The 11,446-nt window shown below is 69.2% G+C and carries 11 protein-coding genes; 9 read left to right on the top strand and 2 right to left on the bottom strand.

What is annotated here, in order from left to right; genetic code table 11:
- Positions 1 to 36 precede the first annotated feature (36 nt).
- The 5 genes from pal to ftsH all read left to right on the top strand — a co-directional run bounded on the left by pal (position 37) and on the right by ftsH (position 5,996).
- The gene (pal, locus tag ACODRV_RS10535) at positions 37 to 591 is read left to right on the top strand and encodes a peptidoglycan-associated lipoprotein Pal (protein WP_141628380.1); all 555 of its coding nucleotides are present in this window, start codon (positions 37 to 39) and stop codon (positions 589 to 591) included.
- Positions 592 to 711: 120 nt separating this feature from the next.
- Positions 712 to 1,791, top strand: coding sequence for a DUF3667 domain-containing protein (locus ACODRV_RS10530; protein WP_488908289.1), 1,080 nt, complete (start codon positions 712 to 714; stop codon positions 1,789 to 1,791).
- 39 nt (positions 1,792 to 1,830) lie between these two features.
- On the top strand, positions 1,831 to 2,742 hold the full coding sequence (locus ACODRV_RS10525; RefSeq protein WP_488908288.1) for a tetratricopeptide repeat protein: 912 nt from the start codon (positions 1,831 to 1,833) through the stop codon (positions 2,740 to 2,742).
- Positions 2,679 to 4,010, top strand: a complete 1,332-nt coding sequence (gene tilS, locus ACODRV_RS10520; RefSeq protein WP_488908397.1) for a tRNA lysidine(34) synthetase TilS — start codon at positions 2,679 to 2,681, stop codon at positions 4,008 to 4,010. The genes ACODRV_RS10525 and tilS overlap by 64 nt, the downstream gene beginning before the upstream one ends.
- 51 nt (positions 4,011 to 4,061) lie before the next feature.
- The gene (gene ftsH, locus ACODRV_RS10515; RefSeq protein ID WP_141627661.1) at positions 4,062 to 5,996 is read left to right on the top strand and encodes an ATP-dependent zinc metalloprotease FtsH; all 1,935 of its coding nucleotides are present in this window, start codon (positions 4,062 to 4,064) and stop codon (positions 5,994 to 5,996) included.
- 62 nt (positions 5,997 to 6,058) lie between these two features.
- Here the strand turns inward: ftsH and ACODRV_RS10510 are convergent, their stop codons facing one another.
- Positions 6,059 to 6,475, bottom strand: a complete 417-nt coding sequence (locus ACODRV_RS10510; protein ID WP_488908287.1) for a GreA/GreB family elongation factor — start codon at positions 6,473 to 6,475, stop codon at positions 6,059 to 6,061.
- 595 nt (positions 6,476 to 7,070) lie between these two features.
- Here ACODRV_RS10510 and ACODRV_RS10505 point away from each other — a divergent pair.
- Genes ACODRV_RS10505 through folP form a run of 4 tightly spaced genes read left to right on the top strand, consistent with a single transcriptional unit; the run spans position 7,071 to position 10,115 of the window.
- Positions 7,071 to 8,282, top strand: coding sequence for an acyltransferase family protein (locus ACODRV_RS10505; protein ID WP_488908286.1), 1,212 nt, complete (start codon positions 7,071 to 7,073; stop codon positions 8,280 to 8,282).
- A 59-nt stretch (positions 8,283 to 8,341) separates the two neighbouring features.
- A complete protein-coding gene (locus tag ACODRV_RS10500; protein WP_488908285.1) occupies positions 8,342 to 8,998 on the top strand; it encodes a hypothetical protein in 657 nt (218 codons plus the stop codon).
- 2 nt (positions 8,999 to 9,000) lie between these two features.
- On the top strand, positions 9,001 to 9,303 hold the full coding sequence (locus tag ACODRV_RS10495; RefSeq protein ID WP_488908284.1) for a winged helix-turn-helix domain-containing protein: 303 nt from the start codon (positions 9,001 to 9,003) through the stop codon (positions 9,301 to 9,303).
- Positions 9,303 to 10,115 (top strand): dihydropteroate synthase, encoded by an 813-nt coding sequence (folP, locus tag ACODRV_RS10490; protein ID WP_488908283.1) that lies wholly within the window; start codon positions 9,303 to 9,305, stop codon positions 10,113 to 10,115. Before ACODRV_RS10495 ends, folP begins: the two co-directional genes overlap by 1 nt.
- Here folP and ACODRV_RS10485 read toward each other — a convergent pair.
- On the bottom strand, positions 10,099 to 11,343 hold the full coding sequence (locus ACODRV_RS10485) for an NAD(P)/FAD-dependent oxidoreductase (protein WP_488908282.1): 1,245 nt from the start codon (positions 11,341 to 11,343) through the stop codon (positions 10,099 to 10,101). The two genes, folP and ACODRV_RS10485, sit on opposite strands and share 17 nt — an antisense overlap.
- Positions 11,344 to 11,446 lie beyond the last annotated feature (103 nt).

Genomic DNA, 11,446 nt, shown 5'->3' with positions numbered 1-11,446 from the left:
GGGCGCGGCCCCTGCGACCCGGAGATGACCCAGATGATGAAGACCTCGACCCTCGTCCGCCTGGCCGCCGTCGGTGTGGCCGTGACCGCCATCGCGGCCTGCACCCCCCGGCGTCCGGTTGAGACCGGCGCCGGCGAAGTGCCGCCGCCGTCGTCGACCAACCCCCAGTACCCGTCGAACCCCGGTCCGATCACCGGCGGCAACATCGGCGCCCCGGCTCCCGGTTCGGAGCAGGACTTCGTCGTCAACGTCGGCGACCGCGTCTACTTCGACCTCGACAGCTACACGGTTCGCGCCGAGGCCTATCCCCGCCTCGACGCCCAGGTCGCCTGGCTGCAGCGCTACCCGGGCGTGACCGTCCGCATCGAAGGCAACGCCGACGAACGCGGCACCCGCGAGTACAACCTGGCCCTGGGCGCCCGCCGCGCCGAGTCGGTCCGCAGCTATCTGATCGAGCGCGGCATCTCGGCCGCCCGCATCGACACCATCAGCTACGGCAAGGAGCGCCCGATCGCCGCCGGCTCGTCGGAAGAGTCTTGGGCGCGCAACCGCAACGCCCACACCGCCATCGTATCGGGCGCCACGCGCTGATCCGACGCTGAAAAGTGACAGGGAAGGGGCGTCGGGCCGACCGGCGCCCCTTTTCTTTTGACGGTCCGATGATCAAAGTTCGGGCCGATTCCGGTGGGGTGCCGGACAGGGGGTAGTGGCATGGATATCGAGGCTGCGGGCGGCGCCGTCACCGGGGGGTTGATCGCCGGGGCGATCGAGAAGCCGACCGGCAAGGCGGGCGACGATCACACCGGAACCTGCGCCGATTGCGGGTCCGAAACCTCGGGCAATTTCTGCTCGAACTGCGGCCAGCCGACCCACGTCCACCGCACCTTGCTGCACCTCGGCGAGGAAGTCCTGCACGGCGTCATGCATTTCGACGCCCGCATCTGGCGCACCCTGCCGCTTCTGGCCTTCAATCCGGGCAAGCTGACGCGCGAGTGGATCCACGGCAAACGGACCCGTTACGTCTCGCCGCTGGCCATCTTCCTGTTCACGGTCTTCATCACCTTCTTCGCCCTCAGCTTCGTGCACATGCCCGAGGCCACCTTCCGCCCGGCGGACCCGTCTGTCGCGGCGGAGGGGGCCGAAGGGTTCGCGGAAGGTCGTCGCGAGATCGCCGCGGCCCGGGCCGAAGCGACCACGACGGCGGACAAGGTCGCTCTGGACGTCGCCGACAATGTGATGGCCAGTGTCGCCGATCAGGCCGCCACCCAGGGGCAGCCCCGCCAGGACGGCCTGACGCCCGGAAGCTGGCAGGCCAACGTCCACGACATCGCGGCCCGGATCTACGCCGATCCGAAGGCGGGCAAGAACGTCCGGAAGACCGCCAAGAAGCTGATGAACCCCGATCTGGCCGTCTATAAAATCCAGCAGACCTTCTACAAATTCGCCTTCCTGCTGGTGCCGCTGTCGATCCCCTTCATGGCCGTGCTGTTCCTGTGGCGCCGCAAGACGACCCTCTATGACCACGGCGTCTTCGTCCTGTACTCCCTGACCTTCGCGGTGATGGCGGGCCTTATCGCCATCGGCCTGGGCTTCATCCATCCGGCGCTCGGCGCCCTGGCCTGGTTCGCCTTCATCTTCGGCATGCCCGTTCACCAGTTCGCCCAGCTCAAGGGCGGTTACGAACTCGGCTGGTTCTCGACCATCTGGCGCTTCGTCCTGCTGCAGAATTTCTGCTTCATCATCATCGGCCTCTTCATCACGGCGATCCTCTATCTGGCGGTCGGCGTCTGATCGCCTTGCGACCGCCCCAAATCGGTGGAACCTAACCTGATGCTAAAGCTCCCGACCTCGCTCCGCTCCCGCAAGACGCTCGTCACCGTCATCGGTGTCGTGATGATCGCCGGCACGACCACGGTGGTGGCCCAGACCACGCCGATGGAGCCCATCCAGTGGGACAAGCGCCGTCTGGATCAGCTGGATCGCAACGTCCGCCGTCTCGAGCGCGCCGTGACCCAGCGCAACGCCTCCGGTCAGCCCGTGCTGGTCGAGCCGGACCCCGAGGTCATCGCCCTGCAGGGCCGGGTCGATCTGATGAACCGCCGCCTGCAGGATCTGGAGTCCACCGTCCAGCGTGTGAACGCCGACATCGAGCGCCTGACCTTCGCCGTCGACGAGGGCAAGCGCGACAACGCCGCCCTCGGAACCCGTCTGCGCGACGCCGAAGGTCGCATCCGCACGATGGAGCAGGCCGCCGCCCGCGAGAACGAGCTGAACTCGCCGATCTCCAGCACCTCGCCGACTGGCGATCCGGCGCGCGATCTGGCCGCCGCCGTGCGGCTGGCCGCGACCGATCCCGCCATGGGCGACCGCGCCCTGCAGACCGTCACCCTCGCCTGGCCGGACAGCCCGCAGGCCCGCGAGGCCTTCAGCCGGATCGGCGACCTGCGCGTCTCCGATGGCGACTTCGACAACGCCATTCGGGCCTATTCGTCGGCCCTGCGCGGCTGGCCGACCACGACCTGGGCCGCCGCGACCACGCTTGAGCTGGTCAACGCCCTGAACTCGGCGGATCGCAAGACCGACGCCTGCGGCGCCCTGAACGAGTTCACCAACCGCTACGCCGCCACGGCCAGCGCCGCCCAGCGCACGCGGGCGACGGAGATGGGGACCCGCTTCGCCTGCGCCCCCGTCCGCGCGCCCGCCGCCACCCCGGCCCGTCCGCCGGCCCGGCGTCCCGGCTGACCCGGCCCGCGCCTGACTGGCTGATCAGGGTCGAGGCCCGCCTGACGGCCCGGCTGTGCGCTGATGACCCGCGCCCCGTCGCCCTGGCCCTGTCCGGCGGCGGGGACTCCGTCGCGCTGCTGCATCTGGTCGCCGACTGGGCCGGCGCGCGGGGCCGCCCCCTGCTGGCCCTGACCGTCGATCACGGCCTCAACCCCGACAGCGCTGACTGGACCCGCCGGGCGGGGCAGGCGGCCCGCGCCGCGGGCGCCGACTGGCGCGGTCTTCTCTGGACGGGCGACAAGCCCCCCACCGGCCTGCCCGCCGCCGCCCGGACCGCCCGCCACCGCCTGATCGCCGACGCGGCGCGTGAGGCCGGGGCGGGGGTGATCCTGTTCGCCCACACCGCTGACGATGTGGCCGAGGGCGAGATCATGCGGGCTGAAGGGGCCACGCTCGGGCGGCTGCGCGACTGGTCGCCGTCGCCCGTCTGGCCCGAGGGGCGCGGCCTGATGCTGCTGCGCCCCCTGCTGGACGCCCGCCGGGACGACCTGCGCGACTGGCTGCGGGATCGCGGCGCCGACTGGATCGAGGACCCGGCCAACGCCGACCGCCGCTTCGCCCGGTCACGCGCCCGTCAGGCTCTGGCCGCAGGCGTCGTCGCCCCCACTGTCCCTGAACAGGGCGCGACTGACGGCGTGCTGGAGGTCCGCGAGGATGTCATCCGCCTGTCCCGCGAGGTCTCGGCCCGCGCCCTGGCCGCCGCCCTGGTCTGTGCGGGCGGGGGCGAGCGTCCGCCACGCGGTGACCGGCTCGTCGGTGTCCGTGATCGGCTGAGGACCGGCGAACGCTTCACCGCCGTTCTGGTCGGCGCCCGGATTCAGGCGGACGGGAACGAGGTTCTGGTGATGCGCGAACCCGGCGAACACCGACGTGAGGATCGGGCTCCCTTGCCTCTGCCGCCGGGCGTCGAGGTCGTCTGGGACGGCCGCTGGGCCCTGACCGCGCCGGAACCCGGCTGGTTCGCGACCGCCGCCGTCGGGCGTCTGGCGGCGCTGTCCGGGGCGGATCGCGCACGGCTGCAGCCCCTTCCGGCGGCGGCGCGGGCCGGGCGGCCTGTGCTGATCCGGAACGATCCGGGCGCCCCGCTTCTTGCAGGAAGCGCGTTCAAGGCGCACGCCCTTGTCGAAGCGAGACTGGCCCGGGCGCTGGACGGAATGACGCATGAACAGGATCCGGATGCGAACACGCATGGCGCGCCGCCCCGGAAGCACCTATTTTCTGCGTGACAACATAATGCGTAACGAAACGCCCGCGCGTTTCAGGGAAACGAGACAAGAATGAATCTGCGCACATTGGCCATCTTCGGCGTCATCGTCCTGCTGGTCTCGGCGGGCTACATGGCCCTGAGCCGGACCGGCGCCCTGCCGACCACCGGGGCCGCCGCCGCCGGGGCGAACCAGCGGCCCGAACAGATGAGCTATTCGGAACTGCTCCGCGTCCGCGACGCCAACCAGATCGCCAGCATTGAAGTCGCCGGCGAGACCGTGAAGGCCACGCTGAAGAACGACAAGGTCGTCACCGTCGTCACCTCGCTGCCGAACGCGTCGCTGATCGACAGCATCGCCGAACGCGGCGCCACGGTCGAGGTCAAGAACACCCGCCAGCAATGGTGGGTCAGCGCCCTGATCGGTCTGCTGCCCTTCATCCTGATCATCGGCCTGTGGATTCTGATCATGCGTCAGATGCAGGGCGGCGCCCGCGGCGCCATGGGCTTCGGCAAGTCCAAGGCCAAGCTGCTGACCGAGCACAAGGGTCGCAAGACCTTCGACGACGTCGCCGGCGTGGACGAGGCCAAGGAAGAACTGCAGGAGGTCGTCGACTTCCTCAAGGACCCCAGCAAATTCCAGCGGCTGGGCGGCAAGATCCCCAAGGGCGCCCTGCTGGTCGGCCCTCCCGGTACGGGTAAAACCCTGCTGGCCCGCGCCGTCGCGGGCGAGGCGGGCGTGCCCTTCTTCTCGATCTCCGGCTCGGACTTCGTTGAAATGTTCGTCGGCGTCGGCGCCTCGCGCGTCCGCGACATGTTCGAACAGGCCAAGAAGAATGCGCCCTGCATCATCTTCATCGACGAAATCGACGCCGTCGGTCGCCATCGCGGCGCCGGTCTGGGCGGCGGCAACGACGAGCGCGAGCAGACCCTGAACCAGCTGCTCGTCGAGATGGACGGCTTCGAGGCGTCGGAGAACATCATCCTGATCGCCGCCACCAACCGTCCCGACGTTCTGGACCCGGCCCTGCTGCGTCCGGGCCGCTTCGACCGTCAGGTCGTGGTGCCGAACCCCGACGTCGCCGGTCGCGAGAAGATCCTGCGCGTCCACATGAAGGACGTGCCGCTGGCCGCCGACGTCAACGTCAAGACCATCGCGCGCGGCACCCCGGGCTTCTCGGGCGCCGACCTGGCCAACCTCGTCAACGAGGCGGCCCTGATGGCGGCCCGCAAGGACCGTCGAATGGTCACCCACCGCGACTTCGAGGACGCCAAGGACAAGGTCATGATGGGCGCCGAGCGCAAGTCGATGGCCATGAACGAGGAAGAGAAGAAGCTGACCGCCTATCACGAGGCCGGTCACGCCATCGTCGGCCTGAACGTCCCCAGCCACGACCCGATCCACAAGGCGACCATCATCCCGCGTGGTCGCGCCCTGGGCATGGTCATGTCGCTGCCGGAAGGCGATCGCTATTCGTACACCCGCGAATGGTGCGTCTCGAAGCTGGCCATGATGTTCGGCGGTCGTGAAGCCGAGATCATGAAGTTCGGCCCCGAGCGCGTCACCAACGGCGCGTCCGGCGACATCCAGCAGGCGACAGGTCTGGCTCGCGCCATGGTCATGGAATGGGGCATGTCCGAGACCCTCGGCCGCGTCCGTTACCAGAGCAACCAGCAGGAGGTCTTCCTCGGTCACTCGGTGTCGCAGAGCACCAACATCTCCGGCGAGACGGCCAAGATGATCGACGCCGAGGTCCGCAAGCTGATCGAGGCCGGTGAAACCCGCGCCCGTGAAATCCTGACCGAGAAGAACGACGACTGGGAAAAGCTGGCCCAGGCCCTGCTCGAGTACGAGACCCTGTCGGGTCAGGAGATCAAGGACCTGCTGGAGAAGGGCATCGCCCCGAACCGGGACGAGGACAACTTCCCCAACTCGGGCCCGTCGGTCTCCGTGCCGATCACCCCGGCTCCGGAAGAGGCAGCCGTCTCGACGCCGACGGTTCACTGAACCTGACGTCCAACCAACAGGAGGCCCGGGGAGCGGTCCCCGGCCCTTTCTGTTTGCGCGCCTCAGATCGGTGCTTCGCAGTCCTCGATCAGAACCGGGGTCAGCACGCGCACGCGGCCAGACGGATCGGGCCAGCGGATCGACTGGCCCTGCGCGAGGCCCAGCAGCCCGGACCCGACGTGGGACAGGGGCGAGATCAGGCCTGCATCAATGTCGGCCTCGGCGGGGGGCACGATCTTGACCCGGCGGGTCCGGCTGCTGCGTTCGTCGGTGTAGTGGACCCAGCAGTTCAGGCCGACGGTGTGCAGTCGGCGGCCGTGGCCGTGCACATGGGCGCGCGCCAGTTCCTGCTGCAACAGGCCGGCGACGCCCTCGGCCTCGGTCTCGCCGACGAAGGTGGTCAGCAGGGCGTGGTCGGATGCGCTCAGATGAATGGTGGGCAGGCGCGCGGGCGCGGCGCCGGAGGAGCGGGTGGTCATGGGATTGATCTCGATGTGTCGAGGCCGCCGCGTGTCATCGGGCGCAAGCCTCAGGGGGAACAGGTCGTGTCACCCGGAAGCGCGACACGCGTCATCGCTCCCGGGTCAATCGCCTGCGACGAGGCGTCCCGCGTGGTTCAGCAACCGGCCCTGTTCGGACAATCCGCACATCCCCTCAGGCTAGGCTGACGGGCAGGGAAGTCAAACCGGGTCATGGCCGCGGTGAACAGGTCCGATAGCAGGGGAGACGGTACGTCCAATTCTGACGCACCCACCTGATAACCTACTGCCTACTGCCTACTGCCTGCTGCCTGCTGCCTGCTGCCTGCTGCCTGCACCCAAAACCCATAGACGGGATAGACGGTATAGACGGGATAGACGGGATAGACGGGATAGACGGTGTATTTGCATCCGTCTCCACCGTCTCACCCGTCTACGGACCCGGGCCGAGGACGGCGCAGCCGACTGTTTCGGCTGGATATTTCCCCAAGCCCCACCCGTCCTTGCCTATCTCATCGAAGAACTCTCAATGAACAAGTTTGCAATTCAAACAAGTCTGTCGTAGATCGGCGCTATCAACGAGGGGAGCCCCGTCATGTCCACCCATCCGACCGAGCGCCTGCACGGCCTCGACGCCCTGAGAGGCGGCGCCCTGCTGCTGGGCGTCGTCCTGCACGCCAGCCTGTCCTTCTTCCCGCAGCAGATCTGGATCGTCGCCGACGAGAACACCTCCATCGGCGCAGCCTGGGTCTTCTTCGCCATCCACCTGTTCCGGATGACCGCGTTCTTCCTGATCGCGGGCCTGTTCGCCCACATGATGATCGCCCGGAAGGGCTGGCTGGGCTTCGCGAAGGATCGCGCCGTCCGCATCACCGGCCCGCTGCTGGCCTTCTGGTTCCCGGTCATGGCGGGCATCGTCACGGCTCTGGTCTGGAACGCCCATGTTCAGGGCTGGGTCGTCCCCGGCGCCGAGCCGCCCCCGCCGCCGACCTATGACTGGACCAACCTCCCGCTGACCCATCTTTGGTTCCTCTACGTCCTGACCCTGTTCTGTCTGGCGACCCTGATCCTGCGCGCCCCCTTCGCGGCGCTGGACCGGAGCGGGGGCTGGGGCCGGGCCGTGGACCGCCTGACCGGCGCCCTGGTCGGCTGGTGGACGCCCTTCGTGCTGGCCGCGCCTCTGGCCGTCGCCTTCTGGCTGGACCCGAAGTGGATCGCCTTCTTCGCCGTCCCGACCCCCGATGCCGGGCTGGTTCCGCACACCGCCGCCCTGGTCGGCTTCGGCTCGGCTTTCGCGCTCGGCTTCCTGCTGGATCGCCGCCGCGACCTGCTGGACCGCCTCGCCGGCGGGTGGCCCGTCTATCTGGGACTGGCCGTGGTCTCGGGCGTGTGGAGCTACATCCTCGCCGGCGGTCCGGAGATCACGCCGATGGCCGAGCCGACGCAGGCCAAGGCCATCGCCGCCGCCGTCGTCGCCGTGGCGGTCTTCAGCTCGGCTCTGGCCGCCGTCGCCCTGTGTCTGCGCTTCCTGTCGGGCCACAGCCCGGTGCGCCGCTACCTCGCCGACGCCTCCTACTGGGTCTACATCCTGCACCTGCCGCTGATCATGCTGGCCCAGGTCTGGATGCAGGACTGGCCCGCGCCCTGGTGGGCCAAGCTGATCGGGGTGTCGCTGGGCGTCTTCGCCGTCTGCCTGCTGTCCTATGAGCTGACGGTCCGCCACGGCTTCATGGGCAAATGGCTGAACGGCCGCCGCATCCCCTGGCGCCGTCCGGCGGTCGATCCCGCCGTCTTGCCTGCCGAATAGCTTGCCAACCCCTTCCGGCTCGTCCACCCGATGGATGAGCCGGTTCGGAGAGAGTCGCCATGCCCGCCAAGCCCCGCCTGCATTCGCCCGAGGACGACCTCGCCTTCATGCGCTCCATCGTCGAGGGCGGCGGTGGCGGCGGCGTCCCGATGACCCTCGCCGTCTGCTACCTCGCGGGCGGGCTGCTGTACGGGCTCCAGTGCCTGTTCCACATCGGTCAGGTCTTCGGCGTGATCCGCTGGCCGGACCTCGCCAACCTGCTGTTCGTGGTCGGGATCACCGGGACGTTTCTGGCCATCCTGACCTGGGCCATCCTGCGGGACCGCAAGACCGGCGCGGGCAATCGCGGGCCGCTGGCCTCGCGCGTCACCAGCGCCGCCTTCAGCGCCTCCGGCATGGCCAACTCCGCCGTCGTGATCGTCTTCGCGGTCGGCGCCTGGCGCGATCAGGACTTCGCCGTCTGGCTCTACTACGCCGCCATCGTCTTCGCCCTTCAGGCCGCCGCCTGGTACGTCGCCTGGATGCTCAAGAAGAAGGGCTGGATGCTGGCCGTCGCCCTGGGCGGCTGGGTCGCGGCGGTGGCGTTGGGCGTGCTGGTGCGCCAGCCGATGGCCTATCTGGGCGTCTGCACCGCCGCCCTGTTCCTGCTGTTCGCCCTGCCGGGCTGGGTCCTGTACCGCGACGCCCGCAAGGCCGCCGGACCGAAGGCCGACTGAGCATGGGACTGGCCGATCTCGGACGGATCGACGAGGTCATCCACGGTCGCATGCGGCTGGGGATCATGGTCTATCTGGCCGACGTCGAGACCGCCGACTTCACCGAACTGAAGACCGTTCTGGAAGCCACCCAGGGCAACCTCTCCGTCCACCTCAAGAAGCTGGAGGAGGCGGGCTATGTCGCCATCGACAAGAGCTTCGTGAACAACAAGCCCCTGACCCGCGTCTCCATCACCGAGCCCGGCCGCAACGCCTTCAAGAGCTATCTGTTCGCGCTCGGCAACCTGATCGGGGGCAAGACCTGATGGCCGTTCTCCGTCCCCGCGTCATGGGCATCGTCAACGTCACCCCCGACAGCTTTTCGGACGGCGGGCGGCACGACACGATCGAGGCCGCCGTCGCCCATGGGCTGGAGCTGGTCCGGCAGGGCGCCGACATCCTCGACATTGGCGGCGAGAGCACCCGGCCCGGCGCCGAGCCGGTCAGCCTTGAGGACGAGGTCATGCGCACCGCGCCCGTCGTCGCGGGCCTGCGCGCTCTCTGGGATGGCCCCATCAGCATCGACACCATGAAGCCCGAGGTCGCCGCCGCCGCCATCGGCGCCGGGGCCAACATGTGGAACGACGTGACGGCCCTCGGCTTCTCGCCCGCCAGCCTGCCGACCGCCGTGGACCTCGGCTGCGACGTGGTCCTGATGCACATGAAGGGCGAGCCGCGCACCATGCAGGACGCGCCTCACTACGATGACGTGGTGTCCGAGGTTGTGGACTGGCTGGCGATCCGGGCAGGGGAGGTCATGGCCGCGGGCGTGGCGCCGGAACGCCTCTGGCTCGACCCCGGCATCGGCTTCGGCAAGACACTGGCCCACAACATGGCCCTGACCGCCAACCTTGAACGCCTCGGCGCGACCGGCCTGCCGGTGCTCTACGCGGCCAGCCGGAAGCGCACCATCGCCGCCATCGACCCCACCGCCGTGGACGCCTCCGACCGCCTCGGCGGCTCGCTGGCCCTCGCGCTCGAGGCCGCCCGGCGCGGCGCGGCCATCATCCGCGTCCACGATGTCCGCGAGACCGTTCAGGCGCTGGCGGTGCAGGCGGCGGTCACGGCAGCCGGGTGAGCAGCCTCGCCCCACGCCCCATGGTGAACCAGGCCCAGGTCCAGTTCACATAGACGATCACCCGGCTGCGGAAGTCGATCAGCAGCATCAGGTGGACCAGCGACCAGGCCAGCCAGGCGATGAAGCCGGTCAGCTTCCACGGCCCCAGCAGGGCCACCGCCTTCGACCGTCCGATCACCGCCATGGTCCCCCAGTCGCGATACCGGAACGCGGGCGGATCGGGCCGTCCCTCGGCGCGGGCGCGGACCAGTTTCCCGACCCACTGTCCCTGCTGCTTGGCCACCGGCGCCAGACCGGGCAGGGGCTTTCCGTCCTGCCGGAAGCTGGCCACGTCGCCAATGGCGAAGACGTCGGGAACGCCCGGCACGGCGCAGGTCGCATCGACCACCACCCCGCCGTTCCGCACCGCCTCGGCGCCCAGCCATTTCGCCGCCGGACGCGCCTCGACCCCGGCGCTCCACAGCACGGCCGCCGCCGCGATGGTCTCGCCGCCCGCGCGCACCACGCCGTCCGCTATGGCCTCCACCGCCGTACCTGTGCGCACCTCGACACCCAGCTCCTCCAGAGCCCTCTTCGCATAGGCGGACAGGTCTTCGGGGAAGGCGGTCAGCACCCTCGGTCCCGCCTCGAACAGGATGACCCGCGCCTTGGTAGGGTCGATGCGGCGGAAGTCGTGGCGCAGGGTCATCCGCGCCATCTCTGCAATCGTGCCGGCGGTCTCCACCCCTGTCGGTCCGGCCCCGACGACGACGAAGGTCATCAGCCGGCGCGCCTCTTCCGGAGCGTCGGCCAGCTCCGCCTTCTCGAAGGCCGCCAGCAGTTTGCGACGGATGGTCAGGGCGTCATCCAGCGATTTCAGCACCTCGGCGTCATCGCTCCACTCCGGGTGGCCGAAGAAGCTGTAGGCCGCGCCGGTGGCGAGGATCAGCCAGTCATAGGCCTGATCCGGCCCGTCCTTCAGCCGCACGACCTTCGCCGCCGCATCGACCCCGGTCACCTCGCCCATCAGGACGGTGACGTTCTTCTGGCCCCGCAGCAGGGTGCGCGAGGCGGTGGCGATGTCGGCGGGCGACAGGGCGGCGGTGGCGACCTGATAGAGCAGGGGCTGGAACAGGTGATGGTTGGTGCGGTCGATCAGCACCACGTCCACTTCGGCGCCCTTGAAGGCCCGGGCCGCAGCCAGCCCGCCGAACCCGGCGCCCACGATCACCACGGTCTTTCGCGACACGACGATCTCCTGTTCCGACATTTCCCTATGTAGTGAATACCGGAGACGAATGCCCGTCCGAAGGCGGGCGGACCCGGGTTCAGTTTGTCGCGCCCTTGCCCGC

The sequence above is a fragment of the Brevundimonas sp. FG8 genome, from assembly GCF_057808845.1.
This window is presented reverse-complemented; position numbering and strand designations above follow the sequence as displayed.

Coding starts and splice junctions, on each gene's coding strand:
- pal (WP_141628380.1), top strand. CDS start 37: ATGAAGACCTCGACCCTCGTCCGCCTGGCCGCCGTCGGTGTGGCCGTG.
- ACODRV_RS10530 (WP_488908289.1), top strand. CDS start 712: ATGGATATCGAGGCTGCGGGCGGCGCCGTCACCGGGGGGTTGATCGCC.
- ACODRV_RS10525 (WP_488908288.1), top strand. CDS start 1,831: ATGCTAAAGCTCCCGACCTCGCTCCGCTCCCGCAAGACGCTCGTCACC.
- ftsH (WP_141627661.1), top strand. CDS start 4,062: ATGAATCTGCGCACATTGGCCATCTTCGGCGTCATCGTCCTGCTGGTC.
- ACODRV_RS10510 (WP_488908287.1), bottom strand. CDS start 6,475: ATGACCACCCGCTCCTCCGGCGCCGCGCCCGCGCGCCTGCCCACCATT.
- ACODRV_RS10505 (WP_488908286.1), top strand. CDS start 7,071: ATGTCCACCCATCCGACCGAGCGCCTGCACGGCCTCGACGCCCTGAGA.
- ACODRV_RS10500 (WP_488908285.1), top strand. CDS start 8,342: ATGCCCGCCAAGCCCCGCCTGCATTCGCCCGAGGACGACCTCGCCTTC.
- ACODRV_RS10495 (WP_488908284.1), top strand. CDS start 9,001: ATGGGACTGGCCGATCTCGGACGGATCGACGAGGTCATCCACGGTCGC.
- folP (WP_488908283.1), top strand. CDS start 9,303: ATGGCCGTTCTCCGTCCCCGCGTCATGGGCATCGTCAACGTCACCCCC.